Source organism: Treponema sp. Marseille-Q3903 (genome assembly GCF_014334335.1).
In the GTDB taxonomy this organism is placed as follows: domain Bacteria; phylum Spirochaetota; class Spirochaetia; order Treponematales; family Treponemataceae; genus Treponema_D.
In genome coordinates, this window is record NZ_JACSEU010000001.1 from 323,774 (window position 1) to 346,284 (window position 22,511).

A 22,511-nucleotide genomic window follows, 5' to 3' on the forward strand; every position below is an offset into this window, starting at 1 on the left:
TTTATTTATAGAATTAAGAGGTATGTTTTTATGACTGATAAAATTGATAATAAAAAAGACCAGGACAGAAACCCTGCAAAACAGGATGCCGTCAAGAGGCTTTTAAGTTATGCAGGAAATAGAAAACCGCTTTTGTCGTTGTCGCTCCTATCTTCTGGGGTGAGTGCGCTTTTTAGTTTTGTGCCGTACATCATGGTATTTTTTGTAATGAGAGATGTTGTTTCTGCAGTTGTTGCAAAAGAGGCTGTCGATTATTCAGCACTTATGTATTACGGACTTTGGGCTGTAGGGTCTGCTGCAGGCGGCTTTGTTTTGTATTATATAGCTCTTTTGCTTTCGCATGCGACTGCTTTTGCAATTGAGGAAAACCTTTCTGTTTCGATTACACAAACTCTTGCAGACCTTCCAATCGGTTGGCATCTCACGCATGAAAGCGGAAAAGTGCGCAAAGTGTTTGAAAAGAACATCAATCAGCTTGAAACTTTGATAGCACACAATCTGCCTGATGTTGCACAAAATATTGTATCTCCACTTGCGATTCTCGGGCTTATGCTTGTGTTTGATTGGAGGCTTGGGCTCATCGCTCTTTTGCCACTAGTGCTTGCATTTGTTATTCAAGCTATATTGATGCAAGTCAGCGCAAATGCGGATTTCATGCGGAATTATGAAGACGCACTTGAACAGATGAACAGCGCAGGGACTGAATACGTACGCGGCATCTCTGTTGTCAAAACATTTAATCAGAGCGTATATTATTTTAAAAATTTTTATACGTCTATTATGAAGTACAAAGAATTTGTTCACAAATATTCTTTGTCGTGGGAAAATTCATATTCGATTTTTTTGTCGTTGATCAAGCTTGGATTTTTATTTTTGCTTCCGGCAGCTCTTTTGCTTGCAGGAACTGCGACTCTTGACCTGCACTTTTTTTACAGTTTTGTATTTTATCTTGCATTTGCACCTGTTACATATTCAATGCTGATAAAAATAATGTATGCAAATACATTTCATCAGCGCTCTAACAATGCACTCAACCGCATTGAAGACATTTTGCATGCTTCTTTGACAAAAGAACCGGAAATCTCTATTTTGCCTAAAAAGTATGACATAGAATTTAAGGACGTGCGGTTTTCTTATAAGACACAATCAGAACCTGATGGAGAAAACAGGAATGCAATAGATGGAATTTCTCTAAAAATACCGGAGCATTCTCTTACGGCGCTTGTCGGTCCTTCCGGCGGCGGTAAAACAACACTTGCCAATCTGCTAGGACGCTTTTGGGAAATCGATTCAGGTTCTATTTCTGTAGGCGGAGTCGATATTCGTGATGTAAAGACAACAGATTTGATGCATACTATCGGATTTGTATTTCAGGAAAATAAGCTATTCAAAGAAAGTATTTTTGAAAATATTCGTTATGGTAAAAAAGATGCGACTCGCGAAGAGGTGATGGAAGCTTTACAAAAGGCAGAATGCATGGATATCATTGAAAAGTTGCCGGAAGGAATCGATACTGTTTATGGCTCAAAGGGAACTTACGTTTCCGGCGGAGAAGCACAGCGGCTTGCAATTGCGAGAACACTTTTGCAGGATGCTCCGATCATTGTGCTTGACGAAGCGACCGCATTTGCTGATGCCGAAAATGAATATAAAATAAAAAAGACATTTGATATTCTATTAAAAGATAAAACTGTTATAATGATTGCACACCGCCTTTCTTCTATCGTAAATGCCGACAAAATATGCGTCATCGACGAAGGAAAGATTGCAGAGCAGGGAACACACAATGAACTGCTCGAACGCAAAGGTTTGTACGCTGGTATGTGGAGCAATTTCCAAAAAGGAATAGAGTGGAAAGTGTAAACTAAATGCTTGCAGCGTAAAACGTCAAAAAAGAAAGATGCAAGATGGAAAACAGTGAAAAATTTTATAAAGACGGATTGAATTTTACTTGTGCTAAATGCTCGTTTTGCTGCGGGCATTCGCCTGGATTTGTGTATCTTTCAAAACGAGATTTGCTTGCACTCTGTGAATATAAAAATCTGCCGCTAAAAAGCTTCGTAGAGAAATATTGCCGTTGGGCAGATTATTATTACGGGACTCAAGTGCTGGCACTGATTGAAAAAAATAATTACGATTGCGTTTTGTGGGAAAATGGCTGTTCCTGCTATCCTGCTCGCCCAATCCAATGTTCAACATATCCGTTTTGGACATGGATGATAAAAGACAAAGAGACTTGGGAACAATGCGCAAAAGAGTGTCCCGGTATCAACAAAGGAGAATGCCATTCTGTCAGGGAGATTGAAAAAGCAAGTAAATTGTACAGCGAAAATCAGCCTTTGCATAAAGAAGATGTGCTTGAATTGATTAAAGCTGAAGAAAATCACGGATAAGGCAGAGCCGGGCAACCGCAAACGTGCAAACGCAACCGTGCGGAAAGCAAACAAAACGCATAAACGCATTTTTGTTTGTCCTGCCTAGCCCTTATTTTGCAACAAGAATAGAGTTTTTATTGATTTGACCGATTTTTAAAACTCTTTGATTCAGGCTGCCGCAGTATTGGAGAGAGATATCTTTTTTTTCGGCAATAAAAGGCCCGTCCACAAGAACATCTATGTTATTTATAATTTCGTCTGTTATACCTTTGATGTATTTGCGTCCACCTTCTACTAAGTCTCTGTCGTAAACGTATCCTGTCCATGCCCAAATATCTTTTTGTGGAAATTCTTTTCTGACTCGCTGAATTATTTCAAGGACTTTAGGCTGGTTTTCCTCTTCCATTATTTCGCCCCCGAGAATCGAAAAACCTTTTATGTAGTCAGGTTTCAAAGCTTCAAGAATTTCATTCATCGTATCATCTGTAAATTCTTTGCCGTAAGTAAAACTCCATGTCTCTTTGTTGAAGCATCCCGGGCAGCGATTCCTACATCCGGAAACAAACAGAGATACTCTAACCCCATGACCATCTGCAATATCGCTCTTTTTTATTTTTCCGTAGTACATTTTCCCTCCTTTTTATTACAAGTGTAAAACCCTGTCGTGGATATCGCCCAATCGCCCTTGACTTGCACCGGTGCTCATGTCGCCAATATAACCGCATATTCGTCGTAAAATGCTCATCTTGTTTAAATCGCGGTTGTGACAGTTCGGGCATTCCCACAGAAATTTTCCGTTTTCTTTGGCAAGTTTTATCTCACCGTGAAGCCCACAAACATTGCAGATATCGGATTTTATATTGCATTCTGCATACAAAATCGTGTTGTATATGTGATCGATAACGGAAAGCAAAGCCTCCCGATTTTTTTCCATATTCGGAAGTTCAACGTAAGATACAGCTCCTCCTGTTGAAAGTTTAAGGAATTCAGCCTCGTTCGAAAGTTTGCTGAAAGCATCGATTTGTTGCGCAGGATTGATGTGGTAAGAGTTTGTCACATAATCGTGGTCTGTAACCCCTTCGACAATTCCGAAATTTGCTTTTAGAGCGTTGCTGAATCGTGTCGTAGTCTGCTCTTCAGGAGTTCCGTAAGTAGAAGTGTTTAAATATGAATTTGAATCTCCTTCTACCATAAGGCGTTTGTGCCACTCGTCGTGTTTTTGATGGAAGAAATTCAATATGGAAATTGCAAAATCCCTTCCTTCTTTATCTAGAAGTTTTTTTCCTGTCAGATAATATGTCGTTTCCCAAAGTCCAACGTAGCCTAAAGAGTATGTTGAGTAAGGTCCTGTGATGACATCATCGATCGTGTCTTCCGCATTTTTTCTTGTAAGTCCGCCGTACATCCACAAAATTGGGGCAACTTTTGCTTTTGTCCCTTTTAGCGATTTATAGCGTTCAACAAGACCTCGATAGCAGAGTTCCAACCTGTCATCAAGTATTCTCCAGAATTCGTCGATGTTGTGTTTGCTTTCAAGTGCAACAAAAGGAAGGTTGATTGTAACAACTCCGCAGTTAAAGCGGCCGTAGAACTTTTCTTTTCCGTTTTCTTTCCAGCCAGTTGTAAGGAATGAACGGCAGCCCATGCAAGGATAAGGAGTGTCTACTTCTTTTATCTTTCGCTGTACTTTTGCAGATATAAAATCAGGAGCCATTCGTTTAGAAACGCATTCTGCGGCAAGTTCTGTAAGATAATAATATTGTGATCCTTTTTCTGCGTTACATGTATCTAAAAAGTACAGAAGTTTCGGGAAAAGAGGGGCAACCCAATTGCCATTTTTGTCGAGGATACCTTTTATTCGTTGGCGTAAAACTTCGTCAATTACAATTGCAAGGTCTTTTTCCTGCTGTTCATTTTCGCACTCGTCAAAGTTCATCGCCATTGAAATAAATGGAGACTGCCCATTTGTTCCGCTCAAAGATAGAATCTGATACTGAAAAGTCTGAACTCCATCGCATATCTCCTGACGAACTCGTTTTTCGACAATTTTAGATATAAGAGGAGAATCTTCGCCAATTTCCGACTTTATGTCGCGGGTAATTTTTTGGCGAGAAACATCAACGTATTTTGCTATATGCGCCCAGGACATTGTCTGCCCACCGTACTGAGAACTGCTTACGTGGAGAGCGACCTGACTCGCCAAATTGCATGCAGTGCGGAAAGATTTTGGCTCTTCAATTGCAACAGAATTTAAAACAAATCCGTGTGCAAGCATGTCTTTCAGATTGACAAGGCAACAGTTGCTCATGTGTTGCAACGGAGAATAATCCATGTCATGAAAATGAATCTGCCCTTTTTCATGAGCTACGACGAGTTCTTTTGGCAAAATTTTTTTACCGATTGTTTTTGCCATAGTTCCCGCAATGTAGTCACGTTGTGTTGAGAGGAGAACCGGATTTTTGTTTGAGTTATCCTGTTTGATATCTTCATCTCTGCCATTTACTATTGAAAGGATTTTTTCTTCAGACTCAGTAAATTTTTTCATATGGCGCTTTTTGTCACGGTAAAGAATATAAGATTTTGCGATTTCGTAGTGATTGTGAGAAAGCGCTTTTTCAACTTTATCTTGAACTGTTTCTACGCCAACTGTCGAAAACCCTTCAAGAGAGTTAAGAACTGCGATTACAATTTCATTGAGGGTATCTTGAGACATTCTGTAAATCTCTTCTACAGACATGTTTGCTTTTTGTATAGCATTTTGTATCTTTGTAGCGTCGAAGTCTTGCTCTTCGCCGTTGCGTTTAATGAGTTTCATAAATTGTATCCCACCCGTTATTTTTTTTTTTGTAACTATATCTAGTGTATTCGGTCGTCGTTTAATCAACTAGTTACACTACATATAGTAGACATAAACGGGAGGTTTGTCAATCGCAGATATTAAATTTTTATTTTGAGATTTCCGAAACTGCTTTTACAATTCCGGCAAGGTTTTGGAAATCTGCCGGAACAATGATTTTTGTTGCCTGACCGTTTGCAGCTTTTTCCATAGTTTCGAGGCTTCTGTATTTTATCATCGTTTCGTCAAGGTTGACGTCTTTTATCATTTTGAGCCCGTTTGCGGTAGCTTTTTGAATCTCGAGAATCGCTTCAGCTTCTCCTTGTGCTTTACAGATTGCCGCAGCTTTCTGAGCCTCAGCCTCAAGGATCATCGATTGTTTTTTACCTTCAGCAACGAGAATTTGAGACTGCTTTTCGCCTTCCGCCACAAGAATTTTTTCACGTCGTTCTCGCTCGGCTCGCATCTGTTTTTCCATCGCTTCACGGATTGCTTCAGGCGGCTGAATGTTTTTTACTTCAACTCTGTTTACTTTAATTCCCCAAGGGTCAGTCGCTTCATCAAGGATAGAACGCATTTTTGTATTTATGACATCGCGGCTTGTGAGGGTGGCGTCGAGATCTAGCTCACCGATAATGTTACGAAGTGTAGTTGCTGTCAACGTCTCAATAGCGAGCATCGGTCTTTCAACTCCGTAAGTATACAATTTTGGATCTGTAATTTGCATGTAAACTACAGTGTCGATATTCATTGTAACATTATCTTTTGTGATTACAGGTTGTGGCGGAAAGTCTAAAACTTGTTCCTTAAGAGTAACTCTATTTGCCAATCGATCAATAAACGGAATTTTTACATGCAAGCCGGTTTGCCATGTATTTTCATAAGCACCGAGCCGCTCAATAATCACTGCGTTCGACTGTGTAACAATGCGAATATTTGTAATGAAAAGGAGCATTACAATAACAAGAACTACGATAATTGCGTATAACATATTTTTCCTCTCTATATCTATCAGGTCATCATCTGACTTTTTAATTTCTCTTTACGTAGGCTGTGACGCCTTCGACATCTTCTACTGTGCACGTGCTGCCTTTTTCAAGGATAACATCGCCATGAACGGAAGCCGACCATTCTATACCGTTGATTTTGATTGCTCCCTTTTCTAATGCTGTAATTTTTTTTGTAACTACAGCAGTCTTGCCGATTATTCTTTCGTAATTTGTTGCAATCTTTTTTTTATCAACTTTATTTTTAATTACAGGTCTTGTAAAAATCAAAAGCACTAAAGATATTGCGACAAAAATAAACAATTGTGCAGCAAATGGAATCGGAATAAAGGCAAGAAAAACCATAATAACGCCGCCGATTGCAAACCAAATTGTAGTCAACGTCAGAGTAAATGTTTCTATGACAATGCAGACGATTGCCACAGCGAGCCAAACCCATGGAAGATTGTTATTTAAAAAGGAGATGACATTTCCCACTTTTGCGCCTCCGCAATAAAATAGTAATTCATTAATTACTATTTGTAAACGGTGAAGATTGTTATATTTGTGACGACGGAAGTTTTGGACAGCACGAAAATATTTGCACCAACGACAAATTTTGCACAGAGCGATAAAATCCGCACCTCGCATAAAATTTAGCATAATGGCGATTGCTTTTATGTGTGACTTTTGACATTTTTAGTTTATAATTATTTACGATGTTAGATTTTAAAGTTTACAAAAATACTAGAAGATTAAAAGCTGCAATGTCTGTAATTTTTGCTACGACATTGATTCTTATCGCTGTCGTTACTTTTGCCAGCACAGAACTAAAGGGGATTTTCTATAAAAACACACTTGATATAAAGCGAGAATTTTACAAAGATTCTGTCGAAAATTTAAAAATTGAGATAGATGCTATGCGAACGCAGCTTAAAAATGCGAATCCGAATATTACTTTTACCGAAGAAAAAAAAGCGGTTGAAAAGTTTTTGCGAGAAATATTTTATTCAGCGAACCTTGAAGATGAATCTTATATGTGGGTTCAAGAGATAAAAAATTATAATGGCGGAGATGATTATGCAGTTCGTCTGATTCATCCGAATTTGAGAGATACGGAAGGTCTTCTGCTTTCCACAAATTCTGACGATGGGGTTGGAAACTTTCCTTTTAAAAGAGAACTGGAAGGAATAAACAAAAAAGGTTTTGTTTTCTTTACATATCAATTTCAAACGATGAATTCAGATAGCAAAACTATGAAGATAACATATTCGTCTCTTTATAAAGATTTTGACTGGACTATCTCGCGAGGAATCACTTTGCGAAAAATCGATGAATCTGTTTCTCAAGTTTTAACCCAGTATCGGCACATTATATTTATTATTTTTTTTATTTACGTGTTTGGAGTGATCATCATAGTGATGTATGCACTTGCGTTGACAGAAAAATCAGAAGATCTCGGCACTGCAAATAAATCAAAAAGCATGTTTCTTTTTAATATGTCTCACGATATTAGAACGCCAATGAATGCTGTTATCGGGTTTACAACGCTCGCTCTAAAAGACGTTTCAAACGCAGCAAAAGTCAAAGACTATCTTACAAAAGTAAAAACTTCCAGCGAATATATGATGACAATTTTAAATGATATTCTTGAGATGGCTAGAATTGAAAACGGAAAGCTTGACATTGAAAGTGCGCCTGTAAATCTCCTTGAGGGGACAGAAAATATTAAAACAATATTAGGAGAAATGGCTGAATCAAAAAAAATTAAGCTGGAGCTGATAGATAATATTGAACATCCCGTTGTGTATTCAGATAAGTTGCACATAATGCAGATTACGCTGAATCTCCTTTCTAATTCAATAAAGTATACAAATGAAGGAGGTCATGTTTCGCGCGTTTGGACAGAAACTCCGAGTGACAAACCAGGTTGGGCAAATTACACGGCGATAGTGCGGGATAACGGGATAGGAATGGCTCCCGAATTTGTAGAAAAGATATTTGATATTTTTGAGCGAGAAAGAACTGACGCTACAACAGGTGTTCAGGGGACAGGACTTGGGATGAGCATTGTAAAACGTCTTGTTGACGCTATGAACGGCAAAATAGAGATTAAAAGTGAAAAAAACAAAGGCACGGAAATTTCTGTAACAATTCCAATGAAGATTGTCGAGGAAAATGTTGCAAATCATAAAGACGATGAAATACCTTTTGATTTATCGGGAAAACGAGTGCTCCTCGTAGAAGACAACTTGTTCAATAGAGAAATTGCATTTGAATTGCTAGAAGACAGAGGTCTAACTGTTGAAACTGCAAATGACGGTTCAGTTGCCATCGAGAAAATAAAAAATAGCGAAGCAGGAACATTCGATTTTATCTTAATGGACGTTCAGATGCCGGTTATGGATGGTTATGCGGCGACACAAATTATCCGAAATTTATCAGATAAGAAGAAAGCGAATATACCAATCATAGCGATGACAGCAAATGCATTTGAAGAAGACAAGAAAGCTGCGCTGAAGGTGGGGATGAACGCCCATGTTTCAAAACCGATCGATATGGATGTTTTGTGCAAAATCATAGCTACGATAATATGTTAGCCGTTGTAAAAATTAAAAAAGTCTGAGGGTGTTATATGCAGTTTAGAAAAGACAAATATGGCAAAGGATTGTCGATTTTAGGGATGGTTGTATGCGCTTTACCAAAAAAGGCGGCGTGATTGACATAAACAAAGCTGAAAAAGAAATAATGGCTGCATACAGTGCAGGCATAAATTATTACGATACAGCGTATATCTATCCGGGAAGCGAAGCTGTTCTCGGCGAAATTCTCGAAAGAAACAAAATTCGTAAAAATGTAAATATCGCAACAAAATTGCCGCAGTATTTAATCCGCGATAAAATGCTATAGAGCGATATTTTAAAGAAGAGCTTTCTCGTCTTAGAACTGATTATATAGATTATTATTTAATGCATCATTTGACAGATATAGAGATGTGGGAAAAACTGAAGCGAATCGGGATAGAAGACTGGATCAAGCAGAAAAAAAAAGCGGACAGATTCACAACATCGGGTTTTCTTACCATGGAAATTCTGATGGCTTTGTAAACATTTTGAACAGCTATGATTGGGATTTTTGCATGATACAGTACAATTATCTTGATGAAGTTTCCCAAGCAGGAGTTGTTGGGGTAAAAGCCGCTGCAAAAAAAGGAATTCCTGTGATAATTATGGAACCTCTGCGCGGAGGTAAACTTGTAAACATGCTCCCTGAAAAAGCAAAAAAATTGTTTGCAGAAAGTGAACATGGCAAAAAACGAGGCTGGACTCCGGCTGAATTGGCGTTTCGCCGGCTTTATAACCAACCGGAAATAACAACAGTCTTATCGGGGATGAATTCTTTGGAGATGGTTGAAGAAAATGTTCGCATTGCAGATGAGATAAAAGTTGGAATGTTTGAACAGGCCGATTTTAATCTTCTTAAAGAAGTTACGGCTGCAATTAAGGAAAACGAACGCATCGGTTGCACGGACTTCCGATATTGTATGCCTTGTCCCAAAGGAGTAGATATTCCGGGAATTTTCGGGTGCTGGAACACTATGTATACCGAAAAAAAGAAGAGCGGTCGTCTGCAATTTTTTCAAACAGTCGCCTTTACAAAAGAACCGTCTTTTGCGACTTTGTGCAGAGGCTGCGGGATATGTGAAAAACATTGTCCACAGAATCTGCCTATCATTAAAAAATTAAAGGAAGCAGATAAAGAACTTCGTCCGCTTCCTTTTAAAATTGTAATAGATTTAGCTCGCAAGCTGATGTATCACAGTCTATAGAGCTTTTTTAGCCCATTCCTGGCATTTAGAAATATCATCACCTTCTGGAGTTAAATGAACCATAAGGCTTTCTGTAACTGTTGCACCGGCAGCTTTTGCTCTTTCTTCCCAATCTCTGAGCCACTGACCGTCACCCCAGTCGTAAGAACCAAAAAGCCCAACTTTTTTGCCTGAAAGACCACTTTCAATACCTGTATAAAAAGCTTCCATTGTGTCTTCCAAAACTTCATCGCCCATTGCAGGACTTCCAAGCAGTATAACATCGCTAGATGTAACAGATGATGCGTCAGCATTGTCGGCAGTTCCAAAAACAACTTCAGCACCTGTTGAAGCAACAGCTTCTTTGATTGAGTTTGCCATTGCCTCTGTGTTTCCTGTTGTGCTGGCATAAATAATAGATACTTTCATTTTGACCTCACGCGGCTTTTTTAGCCATTTCTTTATATTTTTTGATTATCTGAGGAATAGAAAACCCCTCAGAAAACCATTGATTACACATTTGACTGCACTGCTTATAACGTTCACAGCACCGTTTTGCTTCTTCCGGATTGCAGTAAGATTTCCAGTATCCGCAGTATTTAGAAGACTTTCCCTGATTTTTTTCAAAACCGATAACGTCTTCTATCGGGTAGCCCAAAAAAATACCGACCTCGTGTGGGAAATTTTTATTAGTCTGAAGACGATAGAATAATTCACGAAGAGTTTTTGTAGTGTCAAAAAGGTTTGAAAACCCTTTACTGCACAGATACGCTTGGACAAATGAATCTTCAAGAATTTTTCCAATCCAGACAATGTTATAAATAAAAATCATCGTTATGTTTGATGAGCTTTTGAATGCGGAGATAGATATCCCTTGTCTGTTTGCAAGAACTTCCCAATTTTCAAGCGCAGATTTTGAAAACTGCTGTGATGGAATTGTGAATAGATTTGCAGGTTTTATTCCGCACATTGTATGAGACGAACACCGAAGAAAAAGTTGATTGATATCAATATTAGTCATAACTAACAACCTTAAAACAAAAATTAAATGATTTTCTAAAACAAGTCAATAGATTTTCAGAAAAAAGTTAGTTAGTGCTAACAATGTGTATAAAATTTAAAAAACCAACAAATTTGTTGCATAAGCAACAGTTTACCGGGTTAGCTTTCACTAACATGTATATGAAACTTAGTTAAGTTTACAAACCAAAATAAAGGAGGTTTCCAGATGAAAAAATCAGTTTTTATGGCAGTTTTCGCATGCATGGCGTTGTCTGTGTTTGCAGCTTCCAAAAAATCAAAGGAAACAGTGATACGAGTAGGTATCCCAAAGGCTCCACCGGCATTGCCAATCATTCGGATGATTGAGACAAATGCTCTTGGAGATGACGCAAAAGTTGAATTCTCTGTGTGGAATTCACCTGAACAGTTGATCGCAATGATTCAGGGAAAAGAACAGGATATGTTCGCATTCCCTCTTACTGTTGTGGGCAAACTTTACAACAAAGGAATGCCTTTAATGTTGACCAATGTAAACACATGGGGAGTAACTTATTTTCTTACATCAGACCCAGATTACAAAGATTGGGCAGATTTGAAGGGAAAAACAGTTTACGTTCCATTGCGGTCTTCTCCGCCTGACGCTTTGACCCAATTTTTTATTGGAAAAGCAGGGCTTGTTGTTGGAAAAGACGTTGAACTGATATACGCTTCTATCCCGGAAGTTACGCAGCTTGTTGTAAGTGGAAAAGCAATTTATGCAACTCAGATAGAACCTCAAGTTACAGCTTGTCTAATGCAGAATAAAAGCGTACGTGTTGCTACAAGTTTTGAAAACGAGTGGAAAAAAGTAACAGATGACGGGTCTATCATTCCTAACGCAGGTTTTGGAGGTCGTAAAAGTTTTATCAAGAAGAACGCAGAAGTTGTTGCAAAGTTTGAAGCAGAATATGAAAAAGCTCTGAATTGGGTTTTGGAAAATCCTGAGGAAGCCGGAATTTTGGCAGAAAAATATCTTGGTTTGAAAGCCGGATTGATAAAAAACGCAATTCCGAGAATGGGATTGTATTATAAAAATGCTTACGATGCAAAAAAAGATTTGGATCAGCTATACAGGATTCTCAATGATTTTGACAAAACAATGGTAGGCGGAAAAATTCCTAATGAAGGCATGCTTTATAAGAAATAAAATTCTTTCTGCATCCGTTTTTGTACTGATTTGGTGGGTTTTGAGTTTAATCTACCCACCGATTGTAATACCGTCGATCCCTTCGGTTATCAAGTCGATTGGTCAGATTTTTGTTTCAAAAACAATGTGGCTGGAAATCGGAAGAACATTTTACAGGCTGTTTTTCGGCTTGTTTTTCGGTGTTCTTTTTGGGGGAGTCGTCGGATTCTTTTGTGGTACAAACAAAGTATTTCGCCAGCTCTGCATAAGTTTTATAAATGTCTTGCAAGTTGTTCCGCCTGTTTCCATTTTAATTCTTACAATTATTTGGCTTGGATACAACGGAAAACCTGCGATTGCGATTTCTGCCGTTGCGATTTTTCCGACAATCGTAATATGCGTTCAGGACGCAATTTTAAATCTTGATAAAAAACTTTTAGAAATGGCAAAAGTATTTAAGTTTTCAAAGTCAAAGCAGATAAAAAAAATAATCTGGCCGTCTATCAAACCGCAGGTTTATTCAGCTTTGAAAATCGCGGTGGGAACTGCCTCAAAAACTATCGTGATGGGAGAAGTTTTGACGACAGTTTCGGGAATCGGGGGGCAAATTGTCACAGCGAGATTGAATATTGAAAGTGAAATGATAATTGCGTGGACGGTTGTGGCAGTTGCCATGTATTTTGTTTACGACAAAGTTTGCGCTTTATTTTTTGATGATAAAAAACGAATGAGGACAAATGCAGATGGTAAGAGTTCAAAATCTTCGTAAATACTATAATCATAAAAAAATTCTTTCTGATATTTCTTTTGAAGTTGAAGACAATCAGATTGTTGCGGTTGTCGGGCCGAGCGGATGCGGAAAGACAACTTTGTTGAATATTCTCTCGGGGCTAACTTCCGACTACACGGGTTTTGTCGAAAGTGATTTTCATAAAGTCGGATATGTCTTTCAGGAAGACAGGATTCTTCCTTGGTTGACAGTTTTTGAAAACATAAAGATTGTCCGCGAAGATGGAAGCAATCAGGAAGTCAATCGGTTTATTGAGATGGCAGGCTTAAAAAATTATGAAAATTATTTTCCCGAAGAGCTCAGCGGTGGGATGAAACAGCGTTGTTCTATTGCAAGAGCTTTGTATTTCGGATGCGATTTTCTTCTTATGGACGAGCCGTTCAAATCTCTCGATTATATCTTGAAGCAGCAGATGTTGGTTGACTTAAAGAAGATTCAGGCGCAACAGAAAAACTCTATTTTGTTTGTGACTCACGATATTGAAGAAGCGCTTTCGATAGCGGATAAGATTCTTGTTTTACAGAAAAACCCTTGCAAGATTGCTAAGAAAATCTGTCTTACAGAAAAAACAAGAACAGGAATTGGAAAAGATTTACTGAGAGATGAAATCTTTAGACTGATAAAGGGCTTATCTTAAGCCTTTAATACGGCGAAGTCGCAGGTTTGAGCGTAACGAGCCTCTACTTGACGTATTTAGAAAGGAGGTGTGATAAAAAGTGTCGTCTGAAATATCGCCGATACTTTTTATCTCGAGTTTGCCTGGATGTTTGCAGAAGACGTGTATACGTGTCGTTTCGATAAAAATCAAATGAATACGATACGCTTTATTTTGCAAACTCGACTATTGAACGTGTGCGCTCTTGCGCACGGCTAAAAACTTTTTCGGAAATTGCTATTTCCTGCAAAAGTTTTTATAGGAGAATAGAATGTTTTTTTCAAAACTCCCCATTGGAGAAGTTTTTAATTTGTGCGACTTTATTGCGGTAAAGCCGCAGATGGTGATAAGTAAAAATGTCTGCGCGCAATCATATTTTGATATGACTCTCTATTCTTTTGGAGCCGGTGAAAGCATCACATGGCAGGTAATTCCCGGCGATGTTTTGCTTCTCGTCCTTGAAGGCGAAGTTTTTCTAGAAGTCAAGCAAAGCGGCATTGCAAAAGGAGCTTCTGCAATTGCAGGAAAATGTCTTTTTGTAAAAGGCGGGAACGAGTTTCAGATAAGCGGAAATAAACCATACAAGATGGCTTTTATGGTTGTAAATAAATTTGGAGGAAAGGATATGTTTATTAAAAATTTTGAACAAGGAAAGGTCGTTACTCTCAAAGACCAAATTGACGTTGAAAGTGGAACAATTGCAAGCAAAACTCTTGTAAACAGCGAGGCTATGACAATGACGATTTTTGCGTTTGATGCAGGACAAGGAGTTAGCACACATTCAGCTTCGGGAGATGCTTTTGTCTGCTGTCTTGAAGGTAAAGCAGAAATTGAATTGAGCGGTGAAAAATTGACAATTAATGCGGGAGAGGCGTTGATCATGCCTGCAAATGCTCCTCACGCAGTAAAAGCAATTGAACCATACAAGATGCTGCTTACAGTAGTAAAGAAATAGGTGTATGAAATGGATTATGGCTTGCCTTTGAGCATTGGAATCGATGCAGGAAACTCTTCGATTAAGATTGCCGTATGTGACAAAGATAACAAAATCATCTATTCCGACTATAAGATTCATCAGAGTAAAATAAGTGATTGCTATAATCAGATAATTTCTGGAATTCCTGAAAAAATTGCAGCTGAAATCTCTTACGGAGCTGCCAGCGGTGTTTTTTCAGGGTTGATATCTGATTCAAGTGAGAATTCTATAGAATCTTTGGTAAAAGGAGTAAAGGCAATCTGTCCGAACGCGGCTTCTGTTGTTGAGATGGGAAGTCATAATTCGCAGTACATCACAGGTCTTCAAAATGGAAACATTCAGTTATCCGCTAACAAAAATTGTGCGGCAGGGACAGGCTCTTTTTTTGAAGACCAGATGACGCGGCTTGGTACAAAAATCGAAGATTATTCGGATTATGTTTCAAAAGCGACTTCAATCCCTCGCATTGCGGGACGTTGTTCTGTTTTTGCAAAGACCGATATAATCCATCGCCAGCAAGATGGCGAAAAGATTGAAAACATATTAAAAGGTCTTACGTATTCCATGGTTGCCAACTTCAAAGGGACAATCATGTCAAAGCTTCCGTTAGAAAAGCCCGTTTTTTTAGCCGGCGGATGCAGCAAAAATATCGGCGTTATTATGGCTTTTGAAGATTATCTTCATTTGGGAAAAGATTTTATCGTCCTTCCAGAAAGCCCAGTAGCTCAAGCAGCCGGGACCGCAATTTTAGCTAAAGAAAAACTGATTGCGTGGAAAGAAACTCTGCTCAATAGTAAAAAAGAACTTTGTGTTTCTGTCTCGGATTCATGCGCAGATGCGGATCTGTCAACGTTAAAAGATGATTATCCTGGAGAAGAGCTTCATAAAACTTATCAGTTTGCGCCGGGCGTTCCTGTTTTCCTTGGAATAGACGTCGGTTCTACAAGCACAAATTTTGTTTTAGTCGACGAGAAAAATCATGTATTAGACTATCAATATTTTAAAACGCTCGGAGATTCTGCGGCGGCGGTGCAAAAAGGTTTTGAAAGTCTAAAACAGCGGTTCTCCGGCAAACTGAATGTTGTGTACAGCGGAGTTACAGGTTCCGGGCGAATTGCAATCGGCGAAAAATTCAACATTCCTGTAGTGAAAGACGAAATAACGGCGCAATCTGCCGGAACTTTATTTTTGAACCCTGAATGTGACACTATTTTTGAGATTGGTGGTCAGGATGCAAAATATATTAAATGCGAAGGCGGAAAAACAGTTGATTTTACAATGAATAAAGTTTGTTCCGCCGGGACAGGTTCTTTTATAGAAGAACAGGCAGGTCGGCTTGGCATTACAGCATTCGAGCTCGGAATGAAAGCGTTTGAATCGAAAAAGCCTGCTAATCTTGACCAGCGTTGTACTGTTTTTATGAAAACCAGCATAGAAAATCTGCTTGCACAGGGAGATTCTCTTGAAAATATATGTGCGGGTGTTTGTTATTCAGTTGTAAAAAATTATATAAACAAAGTTGTAGGCGGAAAATCGATAGGAAATAGAATCTGCTTTCAAGGAGGGTTAGCTTACAACCACGGAATTGTTGCCGTGTTCAAAAAAATATTCGGGAACAGACTCTCAATAACTCCGTATTTTAGTGTTACCGGTGCTTTAGGAATGGCACTGCTGGCAAAGGACGCATTTTATCAATCGAAAGAAAAAAAAGTAGACAGAGAGATTGTTGAGCTGAACAGACATCTGTTTGAAAATATCCAGAAAACGACATTCGGAATGTATACAGAAGATTTTGAGCCTTCTAAGAAAACTGTTGGAATTCCCCGCTCTCTGATGATTTATAAATTATTTCCTTTTGCATATAATTATTTTAAAGAGCTCGGATTCAACGTCGTGCTTTCTCAGCGAACAGATGAAGAGATCGTCCGTCTCAGCCAAAATCTTGTAAAAGAAGAGACTTGTTTCCCTATAAAATTGATGCATGGGCACATGCAGGAACTTGTAGATGCCAGTGTCGATTACATTTTTATGCCATCTGTGTACACGATGCAACATGCGCTTTCCAATCTCAAACACAACTACGGATGCGTTTATATGCAAAGTGCTGCCCGTCTCGTTGCCGACGTCTTAGGATTTGAAGAAAAAGGAATAAAACTTTTGAATCCGGTTTTACAGATGGATATGGGAGCCCCTCACATGGCGCTGGAGATGGTGAAAATAGGACTTCGGCTCGGGAAAAACCCTATACAATGTAAGAATGCTCTTTTAAAATCAGGAAAAGCGCTCAAAATGGCTCAAAAAATTCAGGAAAGCGACGGCAAAAAACTTCTGGAAAAGATTCCTGAAAATGAAAAAGTTCTTGTTTTGATTACGAGAACTTACGGATTGATAGACGGTTTGCTCAATATGGGGCTTCCTGATTTGCTTTTGGAACGCGGTTGTACAGTTATCACTTTGGGAAACCTCGAAGGGCACTGCGTAGACATTTCAAAAGACTATAAAAATCTTTATTGGCCTTTCAGCCAGCATATTCTGAGCGGGGCAAAAATAATAAAAGAAAATCAGAACTTGTATGCCGTTTACCTTACAAACCATGGGTGCGGTCCGGACTCGATGATAAACCACCTCTTTGCGGAAGTTATGGGGAAAAAACCGTACCTTCAGATTGAAGTTGACGAGCATTATTCAAAAACAGGCCTGCTCACAAGGATAGAAGCATTCCTATCAAATCTCGAAAAAAATGAAAATAAAATTTATAAAGATAATTCAGTGCATGGATTTTTATCCGATGATTTTGACAAAGTAGATAAATCTCTTCCTCTTTATATTCCTCATTATGACTTTATAAGTAGCAAAATCTGTACGCAATTGAAAACACTTGGCTACAATGCAAAAGTACTTGAGCCGACTAGCAGAAAATCGCTCACTTTGGGAAAAGACAGCACGACTTCTAAAGAATATGTAACGTTCGTAAGCCTTTTAGGTGATGTCTTGCTTTTTGAAAAAGAAAATCCGAAATCCGAAGATATAAAACAGTTGCTTTTATTCCAGACAGAAGGGTCAGAAACAGATGGATTTTATGCCACAGTAATTCGTTCAAAACTTGATTCGATTGGCAGAAGCGACATACACATCATCGCTCCTAAACTCGAGCAAATCATTTATCAAAAAAAAGAATATTTTGATGTTTTTTGGAATGCCGTCTGTTATGCAGACAAAATGTTTGAAAAAAACGGTTTTGAAAATAATCAAAATAATCAAAGCGCTGAAACATTTTATGTAACAGGAAATCCGCAAATTATTTTAAACAGGATTTGCAACAGTCATTTTTTTGAATATTTGAAAGAAAAACGAATGAATTTTAAGTGCCAGTCATTTAAGGAATATTATCTTTTTATGTGGATGGAAAAAATCAGACAAGAAAAAAACACTTCGTCTGAAATAAAAAAACGCTTAAAAAAACTGATAAAAAGGACGGAGATAAAAAGATTACGAAAAATTGCAGACAAAAAAGTCAAATTGCTTACGGGAACAAATCTTCGGTACAGATATGCAGAAAGGACAATTTTTCATAAAGGCTGCGATGCGACTATTGAGCTTGTTCCGATGTATGAAAATGGAACATCAATTCTGAACATGATGAAAACTGAGAAAAAGTGCAAAACGCCTTTGTTTCAGATGCAGTTTGACGGAAAAGAAAACAAAACTGATTTTGAAATGCTCGATTCTTTTATAAAACTCATCAACCGGGACGCTAATCAATCGCAGTGACGACAGGATACACGGTATTGTCCTGCTGCAAAAAATCGTTCAGAACGTTGAGTTTTTCCATGAGTCTTTGCGGCAACGAAGATTTTTCCAAAATGGAGATAACAGCCTTTATATCATTTTTGTTGATGTCGCAGATTGCGTTTTGGTTTTGAAAAACAGAAAATAAATTGTAAGTTTGTGCGGGCATAAAAAAAAGTGCCTGCTTGTGTTTATCTTTGATTGAGTTTTGCATTTTTGTGATTTTTTCAATCAAACTTGCTGATTTTTCCGTTGTTTCTGAAAGGGCGGTTTTGATTGTGCAAAGTTCATCAGCAGTGTATAGTTCATTTTTTTTTGATTCTATATATGCCATAAATAATCTCCGAAAGAATGTCTATATTTTAACATAATTTCACAGACAGATAAAATGCCTGCAATGTTTCTGAAAGTTTGCTGCAAAGGTCTATCGTAAGCAAAGAAAACATCAGACGAATGACAAACACAAATTATTTATGTAAAATCAAACTTATGAATAAACACAATATGCAAATTTTGCAGGAGCTTTCTTTTAAAAACGGACCTTTGTGCGTTGGTTTGGACACAGACCCTTCTTATATTCCCGAAAATATTTTGAAGCAATATGAAGCGCCGGCTTTGGCTGTTCTCGATTACAACAAAGAGATTATCGACAGGATTTCTGATGCCGGCTCTGCCTGCTGTTTTAAAGTTCAAATTGCGTATTACGAAGCGATGGGCATTGAAGGAATGAAAGTTTTCTCTGAGACTTTGAAACTGATCAGAAAGAGCGGTCTCATTGCAATTTCAGATATAAAGCGCGGAGATATCGGCGCAACGTCGGACGCGTATGCAAAAGCGCACTTCTCAGGCGATTTTGAAACAGACATTATAACAATAAATCCTTACATGGGTTTTGACACTTTGGTTCCGTTCTGTAAATATTCTTTACCGGAAATGGGCGGGAAAGGTGCCTTTGTTTTGCTCTGCACATCGAACCCCGGAATGACAGATATTGAACATCAGGAGCTTGCGGGAGGCGGATTGCTTTTGGAACGCATAGGAGACGAAATTGCTCGAATCGGTGATGAATACAAACAGTTTTATGCAGAGCAAACTTGTGGGGTATTTGGAGCTGTTGTCGGTGCAACTCAGGAAAAAGATGCCAGAGCGCTTCGGGATAAGTACAAAGATACTTTCTTTTTGATTCCCGGTTACGGGGCGCAAGGGGGCGCTGCAAAAATAGCTGCGACATTGCTGGACAAAGCCGGTGGTACTGTGAATTCAAGTCGAGGAATTTTGTGTGCATGGAAAAATGATGAAAAAATTGCGACAGCGCGCAAAAACGGAACGCTTACTATGAAAGATATTGCCGATTCAGCTGCCGCAAATGCGTTGTTCAGCAAAAATGATTTACTGAAAGCAAAAGCGATTGTGTAACGGACGAGCCGGTTATCTAACTTATAGAAGAGGTATTTCATGGTAAAAGATTGTGAAGGGGTTCCGTATCCTGTATATTCTGTTGGAGAAGTTATCTGCTGTTCGCGCGTAAAAGGAGCAGTCCCTGCAGGCAGTGTTTTTGAACTAAAAATTTCAATCGGTATCAGTCGTGAAAATCCGCCGCAGTTGGAGACCTCCGCTGCAGAACCTGTTGCAGGTCAATTTTACATGCTCCACGCCGTTCATTCAAATGTCTTGCTCGGGCGACCTATCAGTGTATTTCTTTCTAAAAAGATGGACGACGGCTCTGTTGAATTATCTTTTCTCATTCTCTTAAAAGGAACAGGGACTGCTGAATTATGCGAGCTCCGCAGCGGCGACAAAATCAATTTGCTCGGACCTTGTGGAAATCGTTTTCCGTTGCCGACTTCTGTCAATTGTTCCAAAAGTTTAAAATTTTCATGTTCAAAAGTTCTTATCATTGGAGGCGGGATTGGAGTTGCCCCTGTCGCAGGATTTGCTTCAACATTGCCCGAAAACTCTTACGATTTTTATGCGTCTTTTAAAAGCGGTTCATACGCTCTTGAAAATCTTAAAGCCGATAAACTCGTGATCACAACAGATGACGGTTCTGTAGGAATCAAAGGAATGCTTCCTGCGGCTCTCACAGAACTTGTTTTGAGAGAAGGAAAATACGAGGCAGTTTATGCGTGTGGTCCGACCCCAATGCTCGCATACGTTCAAAAGATATGCAAAACAGTCGGGGTAAAGTGCTGGTTGAGCATGGAATCGCGAATGGCGTGTGGGGTCGGAGCATGTCTCGGCTGTGTAATCGACACTACAGAAGGAAAAAAACGTTGCTGTAAAGAAGGACCTGTATTTGACGGCGATATTCTTCAAATTCCGCTCCCGCCTATAGAGGTTGCAGGTATAAAAGCTCAGCCGCCCCGCGAGCCTTTAAAAACAGAACCTGATATTTCTGTAAATATCGCCGGAGTCCACTTTCAAAACCCTGTGATAGGATGCTCCGGGACGTTTGGATTTGGCGATGAATATAAAACTGTGTTTGATGTAAACAGGCTAGGCGGTATTTCAAGCAAAGGGTTGACATTGGAACCGCGTCAGGGAAATAATGGAATTCGCCTTCATGAAATTCCATCGGGTCTTATGAACTCGATTGGACTTCAGAATCCGGGAATTCCGCACTTTATTGAACACGAATTGCCGCAGATGCTCGCTCTAAAACCTGTTGCGATTGCAAACTTAAGCGGAAGCACTTTGGAAACATATGTTGAAGGTGCAAATCTGTTAGATAAGACTGAAATTCCGATGATAGAACTAAACATCTCTTGCCCAAACGTGAGTGCCGGCGGAGCTTCTTGGGGAATGAGCTGCACGGCTGCGGGGCAAGTTGTAAAAGCTGTCCGTGCTGTTACAAAAAAGCCTCTTGTCGTAAAACTCACCCCTCAGTCGCCGGAACTGAATAAAGTTGCCCTAGCTTGCATAGAAGCGGGAGCGGAGGGAATAAGTTTGTGCAATTCGTTTCAGGGAATCGCAATCGATGTCGAGAGAGGAGTTCCCGTTTTCAACAATCTTAAAGCCGGCGTCGGCGGACCTGCCGTTCGACCAATCGCCGTTCGCCTAGTCTACGAACTCGTTGAAGCAATCAACGCTTTGCAAAAGGAAAAACGAGTGCCTGTGATTGCGATAGGCGGCATCGGAACATGGCGAGATGCAGTTGAGTTCATCATGGCAGGGGCGTCCGCGATTCAAGTTGGAACAGCGACCTTCGCAAATCCTAAAGCGATGATTGAAATTATAGACGGCATCAGCGCATTTATGAAACGAAAAGGATATCGCAATATTGAAGAGATGCGAGGGCTTATCCAGAAAAATGTATAAAAGTGGAAAAAAATCAAAAACCGTGATATATTAAAATAGATACAATAAAATGGGTCTGAGACTTCAGACCCATATTTTTTTACAGGAGTTTAAATATGAAAACATCAAAGTATATTGATCACACAATTCTTAAGCCTGAAGCACAAAAGGCAGACATTGAACGCATCTGTAAAGAAGCTGTTGAGCATGATTTTGCATCGGTTATGGTAAATCCTTGCTGGATTCCTTTTGTAAAAGAGCAGATAAAAGGCAGCGATGTTTTGGCAGCTTGTGTTGTTGGGTTTCCTCTCGGGGCTAATTCGACAGCTGTAAAAGTTTTTGAAGTAAAAGACGCAATCGCCAATGGAGCTGATGAAGTTGACATGGTTATAAATATCGGGCAGCTTAAAGACGGAAATGATGAATATGTGACAGACGAGATACGTCAGTTAAAGGCAGCAGCAGGAAACAAGACGCTTAAAGTCATCATTGAAACTTGCCTTCTTACAGATGACGAAAAAATCAGGGCATGTAAAGATGTTATTGCTGCCGGTGCGGATTTTGTAAAGACAAGCACAGGTTTTTCAACAGGTGGGGCAACAGTATCAGATGTAAAACTCATGAAAGAAGCAGTGAAAGGGTCTTCTGTAAAAGTAAAAGCGTCAGGCGGTGTCAGAAGTCCCGAAGATTTTAAGGCAATGATTGAAGCAGGAGCGGAAAGAATAGGAACGAGTTCCGGCTGTAAACTTGTTTAAAATGCCATTCACACAGATAGCGCTGATGGCACGAGAGTTTATACAAAATAAAAATTTAATACAAACCACAAGGCAAG

The 22,511-nt window shown here is 39.2% G+C and carries 20 protein-coding genes; 13 read left to right on the forward strand and 7 right to left on the reverse strand.

Going from position 1 to position 22,511, the window contains the following annotated elements:
- Window positions 1-30 precede the first annotated feature (30 nt).
- Together H9I37_RS01505 and H9I37_RS01510 are read left to right on the forward strand one after the other, a co-directional pair.
- Entirely contained in the window at window positions 31-1,863 is a 1,833-nt protein-coding gene (locus H9I37_RS01505; RefSeq protein ID WP_187380729.1) for an ABC transporter ATP-binding protein, read from the forward strand.
- A gap of 44 nt (window positions 1,864-1,907) precedes the next feature.
- A complete protein-coding gene (locus H9I37_RS01510; RefSeq protein WP_187380730.1) occupies window positions 1,908-2,393 on the forward strand; it encodes a YkgJ family cysteine cluster protein in 486 nt (161 codons plus the stop codon).
- 91 nt (window positions 2,394-2,484) lie between these two features.
- Here H9I37_RS01510 and nrdG read toward each other — a convergent pair whose 3' ends face one another.
- The 4 genes from nrdG to H9I37_RS11445 form a co-directional block, all read right to left on the reverse strand.
- Window positions 2,485-3,003, reverse strand: a complete 519-nt coding sequence (nrdG, locus tag H9I37_RS01515; RefSeq protein WP_187380731.1) for an anaerobic ribonucleoside-triphosphate reductase activating protein — start codon at window positions 3,001-3,003, stop codon at window positions 2,485-2,487.
- 15 nt (window positions 3,004-3,018) lie between these two features.
- Window positions 3,019-5,190 carry an anaerobic ribonucleoside-triphosphate reductase gene (nrdD, locus tag H9I37_RS01520; protein WP_187380732.1) on the reverse strand — a complete coding sequence of 724 codons (2,172 nt, stop codon included), beginning with the start codon at window positions 5,188-5,190 and terminating at the stop codon, window positions 3,019-3,021.
- A 130-nt stretch (window positions 5,191-5,320) separates the two neighbouring features.
- Window positions 5,321-6,202 carry an SPFH domain-containing protein gene (locus H9I37_RS01525; protein WP_187380733.1) on the reverse strand — a complete coding sequence of 294 codons (882 nt, stop codon included), beginning with the start codon at window positions 6,200-6,202 and terminating at the stop codon, window positions 5,321-5,323.
- Between the two features lie 40 nt (window positions 6,203-6,242).
- Window positions 6,243-6,695 carry an NfeD family protein gene (locus tag H9I37_RS11445; RefSeq protein ID WP_370586887.1) on the reverse strand — a complete coding sequence of 151 codons (453 nt, stop codon included), beginning with the start codon at window positions 6,693-6,695 and terminating at the stop codon, window positions 6,243-6,245.
- A gap of 221 nt (window positions 6,696-6,916) precedes the next feature.
- On the opposite strand from H9I37_RS11445, the gene H9I37_RS01535 reads away from it, so the two are divergent.
- From H9I37_RS01535 to H9I37_RS01540, 3 genes are all read left to right on the forward strand, one after another.
- Window positions 6,917-8,797, forward strand: coding sequence for an ATP-binding protein (locus H9I37_RS01535; protein ID WP_187380735.1), 1,881 nt, complete (start codon window positions 6,917-6,919; stop codon window positions 8,795-8,797).
- A gap of 91 nt (window positions 8,798-8,888) precedes the next feature.
- Window positions 8,889-9,107, forward strand: coding sequence for an aldo/keto reductase (locus tag H9I37_RS11365; protein ID WP_222864165.1), 219 nt, complete (start codon window positions 8,889-8,891; stop codon window positions 9,105-9,107).
- 85 nt (window positions 9,108-9,192) lie between these two features.
- Window positions 9,193-10,026, forward strand: coding sequence for an aldo/keto reductase (locus tag H9I37_RS01540; protein ID WP_222864166.1), 834 nt, complete (start codon window positions 9,193-9,195; stop codon window positions 10,024-10,026).
- On the opposite strand, the gene H9I37_RS01545 is transcribed toward H9I37_RS01540, so the two are convergent.
- Both H9I37_RS01545 and H9I37_RS01550 read right to left on the reverse strand, forming a co-directional pair.
- The gene (locus H9I37_RS01545; RefSeq protein WP_187380736.1) at window positions 10,021-10,434 is read right to left on the reverse strand and encodes a flavodoxin; all 414 of its coding nucleotides are present in this window, start codon (window positions 10,432-10,434) and stop codon (window positions 10,021-10,023) included. The two genes, H9I37_RS01540 and H9I37_RS01545, sit on opposite strands and share 6 nt — an antisense overlap.
- A 7-nt stretch (window positions 10,435-10,441) precedes the next feature.
- Complete coding sequence (locus H9I37_RS01550) at window positions 10,442-11,026, reverse strand: DUF3793 family protein (RefSeq protein WP_187380737.1); 585 nt, start codon at window positions 11,024-11,026, stop codon at window positions 10,442-10,444.
- Between the two features lie 207 nt (window positions 11,027-11,233).
- Here H9I37_RS01550 and H9I37_RS01555 point away from each other — a divergent pair, with 207 nt between their 5' ends.
- From H9I37_RS01555 to H9I37_RS01575, 5 genes are all read left to right on the forward strand, one after another.
- Window positions 11,234-12,193, forward strand: a complete 960-nt coding sequence (locus H9I37_RS01555; RefSeq protein WP_187380738.1) for an ABC transporter substrate-binding protein — start codon at window positions 11,234-11,236, stop codon at window positions 12,191-12,193.
- Window positions 12,168-12,941 (forward strand): ABC transporter permease, encoded by a 774-nt coding sequence (locus H9I37_RS01560; protein WP_187380739.1) that lies wholly within the window; start codon window positions 12,168-12,170, stop codon window positions 12,939-12,941. The genes H9I37_RS01555 and H9I37_RS01560 overlap by 26 nt, the downstream gene beginning before the upstream one ends.
- On the forward strand, window positions 12,910-13,599 hold the full coding sequence (locus tag H9I37_RS01565; protein WP_255422455.1) for an ABC transporter ATP-binding protein: 690 nt from the start codon (window positions 12,910-12,912) through the stop codon (window positions 13,597-13,599). Before H9I37_RS01560 ends, H9I37_RS01565 begins: the two co-directional genes overlap by 32 nt.
- 289 nt (window positions 13,600-13,888) lie before the next feature.
- On the forward strand, window positions 13,889-14,572 hold the full coding sequence (locus H9I37_RS11370; RefSeq protein ID WP_222864167.1) for a cupin domain-containing protein: 684 nt from the start codon (window positions 13,889-13,891) through the stop codon (window positions 14,570-14,572).
- A 9-nt stretch (window positions 14,573-14,581) separates the two neighbouring features.
- Complete coding sequence (locus H9I37_RS01575; RefSeq protein ID WP_187380740.1) at window positions 14,582-18,364, forward strand: acyl-CoA dehydratase activase; 3,783 nt, start codon at window positions 14,582-14,584, stop codon at window positions 18,362-18,364.
- Here the strand turns inward: H9I37_RS01575 and H9I37_RS01580 are convergent.
- On the reverse strand, window positions 18,348-18,716 hold the full coding sequence (locus tag H9I37_RS01580) for a hypothetical protein (protein ID WP_187380741.1): 369 nt from the start codon (window positions 18,714-18,716) through the stop codon (window positions 18,348-18,350). The genes H9I37_RS01575 and H9I37_RS01580 overlap by 17 nt on opposite strands.
- A gap of 155 nt (window positions 18,717-18,871) precedes the next feature.
- Between H9I37_RS01580 and pyrF the strand changes: the two genes are divergently transcribed.
- The 3 genes from pyrF (at window position 18,872) to deoC (ending at window position 22,434) form a co-directional block, all read left to right on the forward strand.
- Entirely contained in the window at window positions 18,872-19,798 is a 927-nt protein-coding gene (gene pyrF / locus H9I37_RS01585; protein WP_187380742.1) for an orotidine-5'-phosphate decarboxylase, read from the forward strand.
- Between the two features lie 39 nt (window positions 19,799-19,837).
- Complete coding sequence (locus H9I37_RS01590; protein ID WP_187380743.1) at window positions 19,838-21,700, forward strand: dihydroorotate dehydrogenase; 1,863 nt, start codon at window positions 19,838-19,840, stop codon at window positions 21,698-21,700.
- Window positions 21,701-21,795: 95 nt separating this feature from the next.
- Entirely contained in the window at window positions 21,796-22,434 is a 639-nt protein-coding gene (deoC, locus tag H9I37_RS01595; RefSeq protein ID WP_187380744.1) for a deoxyribose-phosphate aldolase, read from the forward strand.
- Window positions 22,435-22,511: the final 77 nt, after the last annotated feature.

Bases quoted from the DNA above. Each gene is read 5' to 3' on its own strand.
- H9I37_RS01505 (WP_187380729.1), top strand. From the start codon at position 31: ATGACTGATAAAATTGATAATAAAAAAGACCAGGACAGAAACCCTGCA.
- H9I37_RS01510 (WP_187380730.1), top strand. From the start codon at position 1,908: ATGGAAAACAGTGAAAAATTTTATAAAGACGGATTGAATTTTACTTGT.
- nrdG (WP_187380731.1), bottom strand. From the start codon at position 3,003: ATGTACTACGGAAAAATAAAAAAGAGCGATATTGCAGATGGTCATGGG.
- nrdD (WP_187380732.1), bottom strand. From the start codon at position 5,190: ATGAAACTCATTAAACGCAACGGCGAAGAGCAAGACTTCGACGCTACA.
- H9I37_RS01525 (WP_187380733.1), bottom strand. From the start codon at position 6,202: ATGTTATACGCAATTATCGTAGTTCTTGTTATTGTAATGCTCCTTTTC.
- H9I37_RS01535 (WP_187380735.1), top strand. From the start codon at position 6,917: ATGTTAGATTTTAAAGTTTACAAAAATACTAGAAGATTAAAAGCTGCA.
- H9I37_RS11365 (WP_222864165.1), top strand. From the start codon at position 8,889: ATGCGCTTTACCAAAAAAGGCGGCGTGATTGACATAAACAAAGCTGAA.
- H9I37_RS01545 (WP_187380736.1), bottom strand. From the start codon at position 10,434: ATGAAAGTATCTATTATTTATGCCAGCACAACAGGAAACACAGAGGCA.
- H9I37_RS01550 (WP_187380737.1), bottom strand. From the start codon at position 11,026: ATGACTAATATTGATATCAATCAACTTTTTCTTCGGTGTTCGTCTCAT.
- H9I37_RS01555 (WP_187380738.1), top strand. From the start codon at position 11,234: ATGAAAAAATCAGTTTTTATGGCAGTTTTCGCATGCATGGCGTTGTCT.
- H9I37_RS01560 (WP_187380739.1), top strand. From the start codon at position 12,168: ATGAAGGCATGCTTTATAAGAAATAAAATTCTTTCTGCATCCGTTTTT.
- H9I37_RS01565 (WP_255422455.1), top strand. From the start codon at position 12,910: ATGCAGATGGTAAGAGTTCAAAATCTTCGTAAATACTATAATCATAAA.
- H9I37_RS11370 (WP_222864167.1), top strand. From the start codon at position 13,889: ATGTTTTTTTCAAAACTCCCCATTGGAGAAGTTTTTAATTTGTGCGAC.
- H9I37_RS01575 (WP_187380740.1), top strand. From the start codon at position 14,582: ATGGATTATGGCTTGCCTTTGAGCATTGGAATCGATGCAGGAAACTCT.
- H9I37_RS01580 (WP_187380741.1), bottom strand. From the start codon at position 18,716: ATGGCATATATAGAATCAAAAAAAAATGAACTATACACTGCTGATGAA.
- pyrF (WP_187380742.1), top strand. From the start codon at position 18,872: ATGAATAAACACAATATGCAAATTTTGCAGGAGCTTTCTTTTAAAAAC.
- H9I37_RS01590 (WP_187380743.1), top strand. From the start codon at position 19,838: ATGGTAAAAGATTGTGAAGGGGTTCCGTATCCTGTATATTCTGTTGGA.
- deoC (WP_187380744.1), top strand. From the start codon at position 21,796: ATGAAAACATCAAAGTATATTGATCACACAATTCTTAAGCCTGAAGCA.